At 37.3% G+C, this 16,354-nt stretch carries 15 protein-coding genes; 13 read left to right on the top strand and 2 right to left on the bottom strand.

The features are described 5' to 3' along the window. Positions 1–8: 8 nt before the first annotated feature. Genes ACFQ3N_RS00970 through ACFQ3N_RS00950 form a run of 5 tightly spaced genes read left to right on the top strand, consistent with a single transcriptional unit; the run spans position 9 to position 3,782 of the window. Entirely contained in the window at positions 9–443 is a 435-nt protein-coding gene (locus ACFQ3N_RS00970; RefSeq protein WP_390358683.1) for a hypothetical protein, read from the top strand. Beyond that, a complete protein-coding gene (locus tag ACFQ3N_RS00965; RefSeq protein WP_390358681.1) occupies positions 440–1,057 on the top strand; it encodes a lysozyme family protein in 618 nt (205 codons plus the stop codon). The genes ACFQ3N_RS00970 and ACFQ3N_RS00965 overlap by 4 nt, the downstream gene beginning before the upstream one ends. A 12-nt stretch (positions 1,058–1,069) precedes the next feature. Then, positions 1,070–2,206 (top strand): glycerate kinase, encoded by a 1,137-nt coding sequence (locus tag ACFQ3N_RS00960; protein ID WP_390358679.1) that lies wholly within the window; start codon positions 1,070–1,072, stop codon positions 2,204–2,206. 14 nt (positions 2,207–2,220) lie between these two features. After that, positions 2,221–2,598 (top strand): RidA family protein, encoded by a 378-nt coding sequence (locus ACFQ3N_RS00955; protein ID WP_390358677.1) that lies wholly within the window; start codon positions 2,221–2,223, stop codon positions 2,596–2,598. A 17-nt stretch (positions 2,599–2,615) separates the two neighbouring features. Continuing rightward, entirely contained in the window at positions 2,616–3,782 is a 1,167-nt protein-coding gene (locus ACFQ3N_RS00950; RefSeq protein WP_390358676.1) for an iron-containing alcohol dehydrogenase, read from the top strand. A gap of 718 nt (positions 3,783–4,500) precedes the next feature. On the opposite strand, the gene ACFQ3N_RS00945 is transcribed toward ACFQ3N_RS00950, so the two are convergent. Both ACFQ3N_RS00945 and ACFQ3N_RS00940 read right to left on the bottom strand, forming a co-directional pair. Then, positions 4,501–4,746, bottom strand: a complete 246-nt coding sequence (locus ACFQ3N_RS00945; RefSeq protein WP_390358674.1) for a DUF1450 domain-containing protein — start codon at positions 4,744–4,746, stop codon at positions 4,501–4,503. Positions 4,747–4,907: 161 nt separating this feature from the next. Beyond that, positions 4,908–6,110, bottom strand: coding sequence for an MFS transporter (locus ACFQ3N_RS00940; RefSeq protein WP_390358672.1), 1,203 nt, complete (start codon positions 6,108–6,110; stop codon positions 4,908–4,910). A gap of 271 nt (positions 6,111–6,381) precedes the next feature. Between ACFQ3N_RS00940 and ACFQ3N_RS00935 the strand changes: the two genes are divergently transcribed. From ACFQ3N_RS00935 to ACFQ3N_RS00900, 8 genes are all read left to right on the top strand, one after another. Continuing rightward, entirely contained in the window at positions 6,382–7,308 is a 927-nt protein-coding gene (locus ACFQ3N_RS00935; protein WP_390358670.1) for a DUF1002 domain-containing protein, read from the top strand. Positions 7,309–7,690: 382 nt separating this feature from the next. Continuing rightward, a complete protein-coding gene (locus ACFQ3N_RS00930; RefSeq protein ID WP_390358669.1) occupies positions 7,691–9,388 on the top strand; it encodes a peptide ABC transporter substrate-binding protein in 1,698 nt (565 codons plus the stop codon). A gap of 413 nt (positions 9,389–9,801) precedes the next feature. Further along, the gene (locus tag ACFQ3N_RS00925; protein WP_390358667.1) at positions 9,802–10,737 is read left to right on the top strand and encodes an ABC transporter permease; all 936 of its coding nucleotides are present in this window, start codon (positions 9,802–9,804) and stop codon (positions 10,735–10,737) included. After that, the gene (locus ACFQ3N_RS00920; RefSeq protein ID WP_390358665.1) at positions 10,737–11,657 is read left to right on the top strand and encodes an ABC transporter permease; all 921 of its coding nucleotides are present in this window, start codon (positions 10,737–10,739) and stop codon (positions 11,655–11,657) included. Before ACFQ3N_RS00925 ends, ACFQ3N_RS00920 begins: the two co-directional genes overlap by 1 nt. Positions 11,658–11,675: 18 nt before the next feature. Next, entirely contained in the window at positions 11,676–12,704 is a 1,029-nt protein-coding gene (locus ACFQ3N_RS00915; protein ID WP_390358663.1) for an ABC transporter ATP-binding protein, read from the top strand. Further along, positions 12,697–13,704 (top strand): ABC transporter ATP-binding protein, encoded by a 1,008-nt coding sequence (locus ACFQ3N_RS00910; protein ID WP_390358661.1) that lies wholly within the window; start codon positions 12,697–12,699, stop codon positions 13,702–13,704. The genes ACFQ3N_RS00915 and ACFQ3N_RS00910 overlap by 8 nt, the downstream gene beginning before the upstream one ends. A 711-nt stretch (positions 13,705–14,415) precedes the next feature. Then, the gene (locus ACFQ3N_RS00905) at positions 14,416–15,432 is read left to right on the top strand and encodes an ABC transporter ATP-binding protein (RefSeq protein ID WP_390358659.1); all 1,017 of its coding nucleotides are present in this window, start codon (positions 14,416–14,418) and stop codon (positions 15,430–15,432) included. Further along, on the top strand, positions 15,419–16,351 hold the full coding sequence (locus ACFQ3N_RS00900) for an ABC transporter ATP-binding protein (protein ID WP_390358657.1): 933 nt from the start codon (positions 15,419–15,421) through the stop codon (positions 16,349–16,351). Before ACFQ3N_RS00905 ends, ACFQ3N_RS00900 begins: the two co-directional genes overlap by 14 nt. The last annotated feature ends 3 nt before the right edge of the window (positions 16,352–16,354 follow it).

Below are 16,354 nucleotides of genomic sequence, written 5' to 3'. Positions count from 1 at the left end.
AATAATCTATGAAACTACAATATCGATTGTTAATTGTGGGTATAGTTGCAGGATTGATACTGGGTGGATTTTTAAAGGTAATAGAACGTTTAACAGGCGAAAAAGTATATATTCTTTTACTGAATGTTGATTATATTCCAGTGCTTAAAAATTGGGAAATGCAGGAATCAATTGAATTCCTTTTGCACATAGTTGTTTCTAGCATACTGGTTTTTGTGCTTTATTATGCATTGGATTCCATCAAAGTTACGCACAAAACGAGTTTGTATATTTTTCTCAACACTGTTATTGGAATGGCCTTATTTTTACCGACTTCTTTATCAGTAAAAACCCCTAGTGTCACCGATATGGAAGCTTTTCTTTATTGGACTTCTGGCCATGTCTTGTACGGTCTTGTGGTTGGAATATTAATAACATCTAAGAATAATAGAGGGATTACATGAAACCGAAAACGAAAAAGGCGATCAAGCAATCACTATTCATTGGGGTTATGCTCTGTGCAGTATTTGTTGCCGTGTCGCTACTATCAGCTACGAAAACAGATCAAACATTTCAAGTATCACACACCTCTATTAGTGATGAAGTGATAGGGTACGAATTGCTTGTTGAAAAATATGCAAAAAAATATAATGTAACAGCACATACGGATGTTCTCCTAGCGATGATGATGCAGGAATCAGGCGGGCGTGGGAATGACCCGATGCAGTCATCGGAAAGCTATTGCGGAGAAAGAGGCTGTATCAATGACCCTGAACATTCAATCAGACAGGGAGTCTATTATTTTTCAGAAACCTTAGATGCTGCGGGTGGAGATCTGGAATTAGCAATTCAATCTTATAATTTTGGTAAAGGGTTTATTGATTACGTTAAGGAACAGTCTGGTTCCTATTCCCAGGAGGTTGCAATTGATTTTTCACAAAAGATGTATCAAAACGCTTCTAACCAATCAGATTACCGGTGCTTACGGGAAGAGGCAAAACAGTATAATGCATGCTACGGGGATATCTATTATGTCCGAGATGTGATGGAATATCGGAATGTTTTAGCTATGGAATAGAGGGGTGTCTTTATGAAGATTGTTATTGCACCTGATTCGTATAAAGGAAGCCTTTCACAGGTTGAGGCAGCGAATGTTATGAAAGCTGCAATACGTGAAGTGGAACCTATGTCTGAAATTATATTAAAACCAATGGCTGACGGAGGAGAAGGCACACTTGATGCGTTAATGACTGCTGCTCCATTAAGTGAAGAAATTCCCGTCTCGGTTGTTGGTCCTCTAGGGGGAAAAATTGCTTCAGCTATTGGAATTGTTAATAAAGATACAGCTATCATAGAAATAGCATCCATTGCGGGTCTGCCATTAACTCCTGAAACATCTCGGGATCCATACCAGACAACAACTTACGGAATTGGAGAAGCAATTCGTATTGCTCTAGACTATGGTATACGTAAATTCGTAGTTGGTTTGGGTGGAAGTGCGACAAATGACGGCGGTTTTGGAATGCTTTGTGCTTTAGGTGCAGAAATGAAAAATGCTAGTGGTACATCTGTTTCTATTTATGGTAAGGATCTCATGAATATTACACATGTTGAACTGGGCACACTAGACCCACGAATTGCTCACTGTGAAATATACGTAGCAAGCGATGTGGACAATCCGCTTGTTGGTAAACGTGGTGCAAGTTACATATTTGGTCCACAAAAAGGTGCAACCCCCGTTCAGATAGATGAATTAGATCAAGCAATGAAAAATTACAGTAAGTTGTGTATAGAAGCTAATTCACTATCAGCATCGCTTGCAGTTTATCCTGGAGCAGGCGCTGCTGGTGGATTAGGGTTTGCGTTTTTAACCCTAGGTGCAACGCTTGATTCTGGTGCAAAGCTGGTAGCAGATACAACTAGCTTGGAGGATTCGCTTAAGAGCGTTGATCTTGTGTTAACAGGTGAGGGTAAAAGTGATATGCAGACTATAGATGGGAAAGCACCAGGTTATGTGGCTGGATTAGCTAAAAAGTATAATATTCCTGTTATTCTCATTGCAGGAACGATTGTGGATCATGATCAGCTTTTGCAAAAAAAGTTCACCGAAGTTCATGCGATTACTAGCTCTGATATAAACGTGAAACAAGCAATGAGGGAAGCAAAAATGTTATTATTTAATAAAACAAAGCAAGTTTTTAAGGATTGGGTGAAACTTACCACTTAAAGGAGGAAATTAGTATGGTTAAAGCAATACATACAGAAAACGCACCGGCGGCTATTGGCCCGTATTCACAGGCGATTCAAGCTGGAGATTTCGTTTATGTTTCAGGACAAATTGGGTTGAATCCTAGCACGAGTGAGGTAGTTGAGGGGATTGACAACCAAACCAAGCAAGTATTACAAAATTTACAAGCTATTTTAACAGAAGCGGACACTGACTTTTCTCAAGTTGTGAAATTCACCATTTATCTAAGTTCGATGGATGACTTTGCAACTGTAAATAAGATTTATGGAGATTATTTATCCGAGCCATATCCAGCAAGGGCAACGGTGGAAGTTAGCCGGCTGCCTAAAGATGTATTAGTTGAAATGGATGTAGTTGTATACAAAAAATAGTTTCTGGAGGCAGTAACATGGAAAATTTTACGTATTATAATCCAACTAAGTTAATTTTTGGAAAAGGACAACTTGATGCATTGCCTAAAGAGGTACAACAGTACGGAAAGAAAGTACTGCTTGTATATGGTGGTGGAAGTATTAAGCGTAATGGTATATATGATGATGTAATCGGAAAATTAAACGAAATTGGTGCAGATGTTTTCGAATTATCAGGGGTTGAACCAAATCCACGTATTTCTACCGTGCGTAAAGGTGTGGGAATTTGTAAACAAGAAGGTGTGGAGTTCTTACTGGCTGTTGGAGGAGGAAGCACGATAGACTGCACAAAAGCAATTGCAACAGGAGCAAAAACGGACATAGATATGTGGGAAATCGTTACCAAAAAAGAAAAAGTAACGGATGCCTTACCTTTTGGAACGGTACTAACACTTGCAGCAACTGGTTCAGAAATGAATGCAGGGTCTGTCATTACAAACTGGGAAACGAACGAAAAACATGGTTGGGGAACACCAAATACGTTTCCGAAGTTTTCCATTCTTGATCCTGCAAATACATTCTCCGTTCCACGTGATCAAACAATATATGGGATCGTTGATATGATGTCACATGTTCTCGAACATTATTTTCATCACACAGCAAATACTCCTATTCAGGATCAATTTTGTGAATCTATTTTACGAACAGTAATAGAAACGGCACCAATGCTTCTTGATGACCTTGAAAACTACGAATATCGTGAAACAATCATGTTAAGTGGAACTTTGGCGCTAAATGGCATGTTGAATATGGGTTATCGTGGAGATTGGGCAAGTCATAATTTGGAGCATGCTGTATCAGCAGTTCATGACATTCCACATGGAGGGGGATTAGCTATTTTATTCCCACATTGGATGGAACACGTAATGGATGAAAATGTTAACCGATTTAAACAGCTTGCTATTCGGGTGTTTGACGTGGAGGTTGCAGGAAAGTCCGATCGCGAAGTAGCGCTTGAGGGAATTAAAGAGTTACGTGAATTTTGGAATCGAATTGGGGCACCATCTAGCCTAGTTGATTATTCAATAGACGAGAGTACGGTTGAATTAATGGCTGAGAAGACTGTTGGAGCGCGTCCGGAGTTTGGAAACTTTAAAAAGTTAACCAAGCAAGATTCTATTGAGATCTTCAAGGCGAGTCTGTAATATACAACTTTCGACAATATATTTCCTGGGAAATGATTATATTCTAGGAATCGACAAAAAAGCTTTTAGTAAAAATGGCTTATCGCCAAGCCTTTATAGCAAAAGCCTAGTCGTACTTATGCAGTAGGAAAATGTTATATTTTCCTATTTAAAAGAAAGGCTGTTTTCGCATCCATTGTTGCTTTTTCATTTTCATAGTTGATATAAAATGCGACGTAACTTGATGTGACGGTTAACCTACCGCTACGGAAATACACTTCGCTTTCACCCATCCGGGTACAAGTGCGACATCTGCTTCGTTGCACTGCGCAGTGTCTTCTACCCGTGGGCGGCTGATGAGCCTCCTCGAGCTAACGCTCTCTGGGGTCTCAGGCTAAGGAAAGCTACATAGCTAGACATCGCACGCAGAAAATCGGTTTGTATTTTCAAGGGATCTACGTGTATTTCCTCCACTGGTTATTTCCTTCACTGTCGTGGGACTGTATCTGTATTGATAAAACACCTTACCAGTTCGGGTGAGCGGAGGGCGGTGACTCCTGCGGGAATAGCACGTGTCTGAAGACCCCGCAGCGGTGGTTTTCCGCTTCGGAGGCTGAAGCCGTGCCCGCGGAAAGCGACTGCCCGCAACGGAAATCAACCCTAGCAGTTACGTCGCAGTTTACATTTATTCTCTCAAAAGCAACTAACTTTACGAAAATAGCCCAAAAAAAACTAGCTGTTATTGATATACAGCTAGTTCTTCTTTTATGGCCTGTCTTATTTTATCTAAACATTCTTCAGGTGTGTTACCGAAAACGCGTTTATTGTTTACTAGTGCATATGGCTTTACCCGACAAAGACCGCAAAACGACAAACATTCGTTCATCAATACGGCTACTTCAGGAAATTCTGCTTCAATTATTGCTTCTATATCTAAAGTAGTGATTGCATTTCCGTCACAAACCTCAACGACGACTATACCCATAGCTATCACTTTCTTTCTAATTAAGGATCATCAAAATTCTTTTGACTCTGTTAGTTTTAGCATATCCAACGATATAAATCAATGTTTGTGTATGAATTTTACATTGGTAAAACTACACATCTGTTTAAAATATACTACAGAAATATTCAGAACCTTATATTTTAGCCTTTAGTTGATGATAGTGTGCGTGATGTTCGTCCTTCATATTCATGTTTATACCATGTACCGAGTAAGATTACTCCGCAAATTATTAATAATACACTCGTAACCATAAATACCGCAGAGAATCCAAAGAAACCGGCCAACATTCCACCTAGTGCTGGACCAATAATGTTGCCTAAAAACCGGAGGCTAGTATTGTAGCCAAGCACTTCTCCTTGCATGGATAATGGTGCTTCCTGCCGTATATACGCGACACGTACAGGGATTATGCCTCCTATTGACATACCCAGTAAAAAGCGCAGTATCAGTAACTGCCAGATATTTGTTACAAAACCGCCTGGGAAATAGACAATACCAGCCATAAACAGAAGGAATATTAAAATCTTTATATATCCGAACTTATCACCCAATTGTCCCCATTTACGAGCCATCATCAGATTTCCGAGCCCTGCTGCAGAAAAGGCCATTCCCGAAAACAAGGCAATACTAGCAGGGCCATGTATTTCAGCGACAAATAACGATAATATGGGCTGAATACTAAAATGTGCCACTTGAACGAGCATAGATATTAACATAACCATTAATAGAACAGGGTTTTTAACGATGTGTAGTATTACTTCTTTACTTGAGTATTCCTGGTGATCTTTATCATCCGAAAATTTCATCAGCACTTCTTTTATGCCAAATATTACGATAAGTGCAGAAAGAAATATGGTAATGGACACCCACTTAAATGTAGTGGCATACCCAAACACATCAGCTAATGCTCCACCAAGTAATGGCCCCATTAATGTGCCCGTAACACTACCGGTTTGTAGTGTGCCTAGTACTTTTCCAGCAATCTTTCTTGGGGTCTGTGTTGAAATTAAAGCTTGCGACATGGGAATAAAGCCTGTAAAAATCCCCATCAACAAACGCAATAAAAAGAGCTGCCATACCGAAGTGGCAAATCCCATAAGGAAAACAGATAAGCCTAAACCAAATGCAGATATAATTAAGATTTTTTTCCTTCCATATTTATCACCAATACGCCCCCATAAAGGTGAAAATAAAAAAGCGGTAACAAATGTAATCCCAAATATCCATCCAGACCAACTTTGAACATAAGAATCTGAAAAGTTACCAAATGTTTCGATATATAATGAGATAAATGGGAGTACCATGGTAATACTTCCAGCAATAAAAAAGTTAGCAAACCACATGATTGCTAAGTTTCGTTTAACTATAGGTTCTTGATCTATGATGACAAAGACCTTCTTTCTTGCAATTATTTCGTTACCCTAAATATATAGGAAATGAGATGAAAATGAAAGTGTTATGCACTGTTTTTTTCTTCCAATAATAGAAGAAAAAATACAAATTATGTTCATTTGGATAAATAAACGTTATAATGATTTTGAATGAAAATTCTTCTTATTTAATTGGACGAGCATACAATTATGTATAATATTTTTCCAAAGGAGAAGATACGATATGAGACAGTATCTGAAAATAGTAGCTTTATTTACCTTTATTCTTGGATTAGTTTTTGGACTTACTATTCCAATTCAAGCAGACGAAAGCACAGATGACTCGGACAGTATAAATGAAAAACTCGGTGTGCCTATTATTGTTTACGGTGATACTCTGACAGATCAGCAAAAAAGCGAGACACAAGAGTTATTAGAAGTGACTGACCCAGAAGCGGTTAAAGAGTATTCTGTTACAGGTCAGGATATTGCAAATTATATTGGTGGAGACCCAAATTCAAGGATGTTTTCTTCAGCAAAAATAGTGCGTGAAGAAGAGGGAACAGGTTTAACGATCAACATTGTTACTCCTGATAACATTACCGAAGTATCAAGCGAGATGTATGCGAATGCACTGCTGACAGCAGGTGTAGAAAATGCAACAGTAGATGTTGCTTCACCCGTAAAGGTAAGTGGACACTCTGCATTAACAGGGATTTATAAAGCGTATGACGTTGAAGGAGAACAACTGGACAAAGAACGTATGGAACTTGCAAATGAAGAGCTTGGTGTAGCAACCGACCTTGCTAATGCAGATGGATTAAGCAAGGAAAAGGTTAGTGAACTGATCACAGAAATAAAACAAGCAATTGCTGATCAAAATCCTGCAACAAAGGAAGAAGTCGAACAAATTGTTACAGAACAATTAAATAAGCTTGAGATTTCGCTTAGTGAAGAAGATCGTCAAATGCTAATTAATCTATTTGAAAAAATGCGGGATTTGAACATTGATTTCGACCAAGTAAAAAATCAATTAACCGATATTGCGTCTAAAGTTCAAAATCAACTTGGGGATCTTATAGACGATGAAGGATTTTGGAATAAAGTACAAAGCTTTTTTGATGACTTTTTCCAATTAATCAGTAACTTCTTTGATGGAATATTTAATTAACCAAACATAATATATATAGATAAGTTTAAAGTGAAACTACTAAAAGAGAGTTCTATTGAATAGAACTCTCTTTTTTGAACTATTATAATGCATCCAATTAATTAACATAACTGAGTTAATTCTAGTTAGTAGTTACTAGAAATTTTTAGACTATATATTTAATGAAAAAATGAGAACTATTTGTCAAAACAACTGTAGTATCAAGGTTTACCGTTATTTCAATTTACGAAATATTCCTTGTTCGAAATAAATTTTAAGACAATTTTTATGAAAAAATGATGAAATAATTTTGAAATAATAGTATAATAAAGTCACAGATAATTTATAAAAGAATTAAAATTGTCTGTTAAATTTAACAGGGAATTAATAGGGAGGTCAAAGTATGAATTGGAAAAAATGGTCTTTACTTCTTACGCTAGTTCTTGCTATGAGTGTTTTCTTAGCAGCTTGTGGTGGAGATGATAACGAAGGCGGAGAAGAAACAGAAGCTGATCCAGATACAGAAGAAACGGAAGGAACAGATGATGGCGAAACGGAAGAAGCTGGTGACAGTGAACTTGCTGAGGAACAAGTACTTAATGTAAACATTAAGTCTGAGCCACCATCACTACACCCAGGTAAAGCATCTGATACAACATCAAGTGCTGTGCTTGACCAGGTGTTTGAAGGGTTAACTCGTATTAACCAAGATGGCGAAGTAGAACCGGCTATGGCTGAGGAATGGGAAATGTCTGAAGACCAAGCTACTTATACTTTCACAATTCGTGAAGGTGCTACATGGACAAATGGTGACCCTGTAACTGCACAAGATTTCGAATATGCATGGAAATGGGTATTAGACCCTGCAAGTCCTGACACTGACTATGCATATCAGCTATATTCTATTAAAGGCGCGGAAGCAGCTAAAAATGAAGAAGGTTCTTTAGATGATGTAGGAGTTACAGCTGAAGACGATAAAACGTTAGTAGTTGAGCTTGAACAACCTACACCATATTTCTTAGATTTAGTAGCATTCCACACGTATTATCCTGTTAACCAAAGTGTGGTTGAAGGAAACGATGATTGGGCACAAGAAGTAACAGAAAATTATGTTACAAATGGTCCCTTCACACTAGAATCATGGTCTCATAAAGATCAAATCGTACTACAGAAAAATGCTGACTACTGGGATGCAGAAACTGTACAACTTGAAACAATTAACATGTTTATGATTGATGATGAAAATACTGCATTAACTATGTATGACAATGGCGAATTGGATTGGGCTGGATCTCCAACTGATTCACTTCCATTATCAGCTATTCCGTCAAGAAAAGCTGACGGAACATTGAACATTTCATCATTAGCTGGTGTATACTACTATGCTTATAACGTAGAGGAAGCGCCATTTGATAATCCAAACATTCGTAAAGCGTTTGCAATGGCGATAAATCGTCAAGGTATTGTAGACAACATCACCCAAGGTGAGCAACAGCCAGCAATGGCACTAGTTCCACCGTCAATTTTTGAAGAAAATAACGAAGGTTACTTCGGAGATAATGACGTTGAAACTGCGAAAGAATTACTAGCACAAGGTCTAGAAGAAGAAGGTTTGGATGAATTGCCAACAGTAAACCTTTCTTATAACACAAGTGAAGCACATGCTGCGATTGCTCAAGCAGTTCAGGATATGTGGAAACAAAACCTTGATGTAGACGTTGAACTTAACAATGAAGAGTGGAACGTTTACTTGGATACAATGGGTGAAGGTAACTTCCAAGTTGGTCGTATGGGTTGGTTAGCTGACTTTAACGATGCAATTAACTTCCTAGAAATTTTCAACACAGTTGGTGGGAACAACTACACTAATTGGGAAGATGAAGGATACCAAGCACTATTAAAAGAATCTAGAACTGAAACTGATGCAGACGCACGCGAAGAAATCCTTCGTGAAGCGGAAGCGATTTTCATGGATGCAATGCCAATTGCACCAATCTACTTCTACACAAACGTGTGGTTAAGTGATGAGAAAGTTAAAAATGTTGAAGTTTCACCAATGGGTGGAATTCAATACAAATGGGGCTACATTGCAGCTGAATAATAGTTTTAAGTAACAGAGATTTACCATCAAAAGAAAAGCTAATATAGGGTATATAGTCGTTTCTATATACCCTATCTTGGTTATTTAGCTACTCAAATCTAACATCAGATTACTACAACATGAATCAAACTCCTTTGATAACAATCATTTAAACAACAAAGCAAAACTATTATAGGTAAAGGTACTTTACTTATAAACAGTTCACTATATCTATCAAACTAGTCAAACGATCTTGATAGAGGTAATGAAGTGTAAAGGAGTGATTGATTTCACTCCTGTTTTTTTGTGTAAAAAAGTGAAAATTCAAATGATTGATTCGATTAAAAGAATGAAAAACAGTTAATTATACGATAATCTAATTGGTAATCTATTCTGTTTTTCAATCATTAGAAGGAATATGGAGGTGTAAGCGTATGGCCAAATACCTGTTGAAACGAATAGGTTATATTATTGTATCCCTACTTTTCATAGTAACAATTACCTTCTTTTTAATGCAGGCAGCACCAGGTGGTCCATTTGCATCAGAAAGAAAGTTACCACCGAAAATTGAAGAACAAATGAATGAAACGTATGGGTTAAATGATCCCATGTACCAGCAGTATTTTGACTATCTAGTAGGAATTGCACAGTGGGATTTCGGTCCATCATTTAAATATACTGGACAAGAAGTAACAGATATTATTAACAGAAGTTTCCCTTACTCGCTTATATTGGGGGCAGAAGCAATACTTATAGCTTTATCAATAGGGGTATTGTTAGGTGTAATTGCCGCCATTAAGCATAATAAATTCGGTGATTATACTGCAATGGTAATAGCCGTAATGGGAATTTCAGTACCAAGTTTTATCATGGCAACAGTTTTGCAGTATATATTTTCTATTAAATTGCAAGCTTTGCCAGTTGCTAGATTCGAGTCATTTGCGCATACGATACTTCCGGCAGTTGCATTAGCTACAACGCCTATGGCATTTATTGCGCGTTTAATGCGTTCCAGTATGCTTGAAGTATTGAGTTCAGATTATATCAAGACGGCAAAATCAAAAGGTTTAAGTGATCGTGTTGTCACATACAAACATGGACTTAGAAATGCGATTATGCCAGTTGTATCATATTTAGGCCCGTTAGTAGTTGCCATTTTGACGGGGAGCTTTGTAATTGAGAAGATATTTGGTATTCCAGGATTAGGAAAAGAATTTGTTGAAAGTGTTACAAACCGAGATTATACAATTATTATGGGAACAACAGTGTTCTTTAGTATCCTTCTATTAGTATCTATATTAATAGTAGACCTTATTTATGGGTTGATCGACCCTCGGATTAAAGTAGCCGGTAAAGGGGGTAAAAAATAATGTCACAGTTAAAATTACAAGAGAAAGATTTTAAACCTATTCACTATAGTGAAGCTGAAGCTGAAAAAATAGCTGGTGAGAGTACTTCCTATTGGAAGGATGCTTGGCGCCGCTTTAAGAAAAATAAATTAGCATTATTTGGTGTTGTTATGATTGCTTTCTTAGCAGTTATGTCTTTTATCGGAGGCCCGATTTCCGGTGAAAACTATTATACGAATGATTTAATGAAAGCAAACCAATCTCCTTCTGCTGAGCACTGGTTTGGAACAGACAATTTGGGGAGAGATTTGTTTGCTAGAACTTGGTATGGTGCTAAAATATCATTATTCATCGGTCTAGCAGCAGCCTTTATCGACTTAATAATTGGAGTTATCTGGGGTTCTGTTTCAGGTTTCTTTGGTGGTAAAGTCGACGAATATATGATGCGTATCGCTGATATTTTATATGGTGTACCATATCTACTTGTTGTTATTTTATTAATGGTTGTTATGCCGCAAGGGTTATGGACCCTAATATTAGCTATGACAATTACGGGGTGGATTAACATGGCCAGAATTGTACGTGGTCAGGTTATGCAACTTCGATCAGAAGAATATGTCATGGCCGCACAATCATTAGGTGCTAGTAACTTACGAATAATGGGAAGACATCTAGTACCTAACACGTTTGGCCCGATTCTTGTTACACTTACGCTAACAATTCCAAGTGCCATATTTACGGAAGCATTTTTAAGCTATCTTGGCCTTGGTGTTCCGGCGCCACTAGCTAGTTGGGGGACTATGTCATCAGACGCCTTACCAGCCCTTCAATATTATCCATTCCAATTATTCTTTCCAGCGTTCTTTATTTGTTTAACAATGCTGGCATTTAATGTTATTGGTGATGGTATGAGAGATGCGTTGGATCCAAAAGAACGCTAGTAATGGGAGGAAACGATAATGAAGAAAATATTAGAAGTAAACGATCTTTCTGTATCGTTTAGCACATATGGTGATGACGTTAAAGCCGTACGTGGTGTTTCTTTTGAAGTAAATGAAAAAGAAACATTAGCAATTGTGGGTGAGTCGGGGTCAGGGAAAAGTGTTACCGCACAGTCACTCATGCGTCTGATTCCGATGCCTCCCGGTAAATTTGACGGAGGATCCATCATGTTTAACGGAGAAGATATAACACAAAAATCTGATAAGCAAATGGAAGACATTCGAGGAAAAGATATTAGTATGATTTTCCAAGACCCAATGACTTCATTAAACCCTACAATGACTGTGGGTAAACAAATTGCTGAAGGTTTAATTAAGCATCAGAATATGACAAAAAAAGAGGCGCATATGCGTGGTGTGGAATTATTAACGCTTGTTGGCATTCCAAATCCTGATGCTCGTATTAATCAGTACCCACATGAGTACTCTGGTGGAATGCGTCAACGTGCGATGATTGCTATTGCTTTAGCGTGTAACCCGAAGATGCTGATTGCAGATGAACCAACAACAGCACTTGATGTTACTATACAAGCACAGATACTTGATTTAATGCGTGATTTACAAGAGCAAACAGGTACTGCGATTATCTTAATTACACATGATTTAGGTGTTGTAGCAAATGCTGCACACCGTGTAGCAGTTATGTATGGTGGGAAAATTGTCGAAACAGGAAATGTAGATGAAATCTTCTATAACCCTAAACACCCATATACATGGGGGTTATTAGGTTCAATGCCTAAGATTGATGGCGGAGATGATGAACTACAAGCAATTCCAGGTTCACCACCAGATCTAGCAGACCCACCAAAGGGATGTCCTTTTGCGGCACGTTGTCCGTATGCAATGGAAGTATGTAAAAATCACATGCCAGAATATACGGAGCTATCTGATACACAAAAAACAGCTTGCTGGTTATTAGATGAACGTGCACCAAAAGTAGAACCTCCTGAGTCTGCAAAAGTAGGAGGTCTGAAAGTAAATGGTTAACAAATCAGAAAAGTTGCTTGAGATAAAAGATTTAAAAAAACATTTTAAAATGGATAGAAATAATTATTTGAAGGCTGTTGATGGGATATCCTTTGATATATATAAGGGAGAAACATTTGGGCTAGTTGGAGAATCAGGTTGTGGAAAATCAACTGCCGGAAGAACAATCCTACGATTATATGAAGCAACAGAAGGAAGCGTGGATTTCGGCGGAGTGAATATTCATGCCAAAAAATCCAGAAAAGACCTTAAAACGTTTAATCGCAATATGCAAATGATCTTTCAGGATCCTTATGCATCCTTAAATCCTAGAATGACAGTTAAGGATATTATTGCAGAAGGCATCGATATCCATGGACTAGTTAAAACGAAAAAAGAACGTACTGATCGAGTAAACGAACTATTAGAAACAGTTGGACTTAATAAAGACCATGGAAATCGCTATCCTCACGAATTTAGTGGCGGACAACGTCAACGTATTGGAATTGCCCGGGCTTTAGCAGTTGATCCGCAATTTATTGTAGCTGATGAGCCAATTTCTGCACTTGATGTATCTATTCAAGCACAGGTTGTAAACTTATTGAAAAAATTGCAGGACGAACGTGGATTGACGTATCTATTTATCGCTCATGACCTTTCCATGGTTAAGCATATTAGTGACCGTGTAGGCGTTATGTATTTGGGTAATATGGCTGAGGTTGCTACTAGTGATGATTTATATGCAGAGCCACTACACCCGTATACACAAGCATTGTTAAGCGCTATTCCAATTTCAGATCCTGAAGTGGAACGATCAAGAGAAAGAATTATCGTTGAAGGTGATGTTCCAAGTCCAATAAATCCACCAAGTGGTTGCCGTTTTAGAACTAGATGTCCACATGCAATGGATATTTGTTCTAAAGTAGAGCCTGAGTGGCAGGAATATAAACAAGAACACTGGGTAGCATGTCATTTGTATAATGATAAATACAACGATGAATATAAAGCAAGAGAAAAATAAGGGCAAATATATGTACTCACTACTGATGAAGTAGTGGGTATATTTTTTAGTAGATAAGAAAGTATAAAATTTTCTTATTTACATAAGTGTAACTAAGGCTTCCGCCATTAAGGCTTGCACTCCAGAGCATAAGGGCTTCTAAGAAAGCAAAGTACGCTTACTAAGAATTCCTTTAACGATAAGCCAAGTTTTCTAATGAATACTAATTAATATTCAATAAACTACATAATTATGAATAGTTTGTTAAATATGCATAATTATGTAAAAAAAAGGGTCTAAAAGCCTTGTTAAAAGTCTGAAAATATTATATAATTTAAAAAATAGTACATCTATTACAAAATGATTACAAACAGGTAAAATTTAATAAAAAATGAGTAAAATAGCAAGTTAAATTATTTGAATATTAAAGAAATTCTAAATAAAATGAGAGGGCTACATAGTGATGGAAATTAAAAAAATTCCTTATTCAAGCGAGAAAAACTTCTGTGTGTGTGAGCAGATATACTTAAATTTGAATAGTAAAAACAAAAGGAAACGCTCCTATAACACTAATTAGTTTGATTAAAGAATTTCTAACGATAAAACAAAAAGAAAACAAACTAAAAAAATGGGTGTTTCTTCAATTTTGTAGGTTGATAGGTATTTAATAGTGGTGGATAAATAATTGTCACTATCTGAAATAGATAAACTAAAACTAATAGGGTGATTAATTTGGATGAAAAGTTACTAGAAATAAAGAATCTGAAAACATCATTTCGGATTAAAGACAACTATTACGCTGCAGTGGATGATGTATCACTAACAGTTAACAAAAATGAAACTTTAGCAATTGTTGGTGAATCAGGTTGTGGAAAGAGCGCCCTTGCTTTTTCAATAATGGGATTACATAATCGAGCAAAAATGGAAGGAAGTATTTCATACAAAGATCAGGAAATTGCCAACACTTCCGATGTTAAATTGAATAAATTGCGCGGCAAAAATATTAGTATGATTTTTCAGGATCCTCTCACATCATTAAATCCTTTAATGATCATTGGTGATCAAATTGGAGAAGTTTTATATCTTCATAATAAAACCCAATCAAAATCTAAAAGAAAAGAAAAAGTAATTCATTTGCTAGATAAAGTGGGAATTCCAAACCCAAAACATACGTATAATCAGTTTCCGCATGAATTATCGGGTGGAATGCGCCAACGGGTTATCATTGCAACCGCTATTGCTAATGATCCAGAATTACTTATTGCTGATGAACCAACAACGGCACTTGATGCAACAATCCAATCACAAATCCTCGATTTAATAAATGATCTAAAAGAAGACATGCAAGCTGGAATTGTTCTTATAACGCATGATTTAGGGGTAGTTGCTGAAACAGCCGATCGTGTTGCTGTTATGTACGCTGGACAAATTGTTGAAGTTGCAGATGTTTATACATTATTTGGTCAGCCATTACATCCCTATACCAAGTCATTGTTAAGTTCTATTCCGAATGCCTCTAACCTGAAAACGAAGCTACATGTAATACAGGGAATTGTACCTTCATTGCAACATTTACCACGTGAAGGCTGTCGCTTCGGATCAAGAATTCCTTGGATGGACGAATCAGTTCATGAGGAATACCCTGAACTTCATGAGGTAGCACCAGGACATTTTGTACGGTGTACCTGTTACAAACATTTTTACTTCCCAGACGAAAGCAAGGAGGACCACCACCATGGCGTTTCTTGAAGTAGAAGATCTAAAAGTGCACTTTCCTATTAAAGGTGGAATATTCGGTAGAAAAGTAGGAGATGTAAAGGCAGTTGACGGCGTTTCACTTTCCATTGAAAAAGGAATGACATATGGGCTTGTTGGTGAATCAGGTTCTGGTAAAACAACTACGGGACGAGCAATTATAGGTTTGAATGATATCACTTCTGGTAAGGTCTTGTATGATGGACAAGATATTACGAATTTGAAACGCTCTAAATTAGATGTTCGAAAAGATATCCAGATGATTTTCCAAGATCCATATTCATCATTAAATCCAAAAAAACGTGTGCTCGATATTGTGGCAGAGCCACTACGAAACTTTGAAAAATTATCAAAGCTAGAAGAGAAAAAACGGATTGATGAGTTAATGGAATTAGTGGGTTTAAGTCCTGAAAGCGTTTTTAAGTATCCACATGAATTCTCGGGCGGTCAGCGACAAAGGATTGGAATTGCACGAGCAATTGCTTTAAAACCAAAGATAATTATTGCTGATGAGCCCGTATCCGCGCTTGATGTATCCGTTCAAGCACAGGTTTTGAATTTTATGAGGGACATTCAAAGTGAGCTTGATCTCACCTACCTTTTTATAGGTCATGATTTAGGGGTTATCAAACATATGTGTGACCATATAGGGATTATGTATAAAGGTCGATATGTTGAGCAAGGAACAATGGAAGAAATATTTAATGACCCGCAGCATATTTATACGAAACGTCTTGTATCAGCTATTCCTGATATTGACCCTAATAATCGTGGCAAACAGCTTCAATTTCGTCAAGAAGTAAATACAGAATATGATCAGTCGTATAATGATTACTTTGACGATGAGGGCTTGGCCTATAAGTTACAGCCCGTATCTGACACACATTTAGTGGCTTTGCCTGAGAAAGGTTGAAAA

Source organism: Virgibacillus byunsanensis, from assembly GCF_042675965.1.
Classification (GTDB): domain Bacteria; phylum Bacillota; class Bacilli; order Bacillales; family Amphibacillaceae; genus Virgibacillus_R; species Virgibacillus_R byunsanensis.
The sequence above is the reverse complement of the archived record's forward strand: the minus strand, read 5'-3'. Positions and strand labels throughout refer to the sequence as shown.

Bases quoted from the DNA above. Each gene is read 5' to 3' on its own strand.
- ACFQ3N_RS00970 (WP_390358683.1), top strand. From the start codon at position 9: ATGAAACTACAATATCGATTGTTAATTGTGGGTATAGTTGCAGGATTG.
- ACFQ3N_RS00965 (WP_390358681.1), top strand. From the start codon at position 440: ATGAAACCGAAAACGAAAAAGGCGATCAAGCAATCACTATTCATTGGG.
- ACFQ3N_RS00960 (WP_390358679.1), top strand. From the start codon at position 1,070: ATGAAGATTGTTATTGCACCTGATTCGTATAAAGGAAGCCTTTCACAG.
- ACFQ3N_RS00955 (WP_390358677.1), top strand. From the start codon at position 2,221: ATGGTTAAAGCAATACATACAGAAAACGCACCGGCGGCTATTGGCCCG.
- ACFQ3N_RS00950 (WP_390358676.1), top strand. From the start codon at position 2,616: ATGGAAAATTTTACGTATTATAATCCAACTAAGTTAATTTTTGGAAAA.
- ACFQ3N_RS00945 (WP_390358674.1), bottom strand. From the start codon at position 4,746: ATGGGTATAGTCGTCGTTGAGGTTTGTGACGGAAATGCAATCACTACT.
- ACFQ3N_RS00940 (WP_390358672.1), bottom strand. From the start codon at position 6,110: ATGTGGTTTGCTAACTTTTTTATTGCTGGAAGTATTACCATGGTACTC.
- ACFQ3N_RS00935 (WP_390358670.1), top strand. From the start codon at position 6,382: ATGAGACAGTATCTGAAAATAGTAGCTTTATTTACCTTTATTCTTGGA.
- ACFQ3N_RS00930 (WP_390358669.1), top strand. From the start codon at position 7,691: ATGAATTGGAAAAAATGGTCTTTACTTCTTACGCTAGTTCTTGCTATG.
- ACFQ3N_RS00925 (WP_390358667.1), top strand. From the start codon at position 9,802: ATGGCCAAATACCTGTTGAAACGAATAGGTTATATTATTGTATCCCTA.
- ACFQ3N_RS00920 (WP_390358665.1), top strand. From the start codon at position 10,737: ATGTCACAGTTAAAATTACAAGAGAAAGATTTTAAACCTATTCACTAT.
- ACFQ3N_RS00915 (WP_390358663.1), top strand. From the start codon at position 11,676: ATGAAGAAAATATTAGAAGTAAACGATCTTTCTGTATCGTTTAGCACA.
- ACFQ3N_RS00910 (WP_390358661.1), top strand. From the start codon at position 12,697: ATGGTTAACAAATCAGAAAAGTTGCTTGAGATAAAAGATTTAAAAAAA.
- ACFQ3N_RS00900 (WP_390358657.1), top strand. From the start codon at position 15,419: ATGGCGTTTCTTGAAGTAGAAGATCTAAAAGTGCACTTTCCTATTAAA.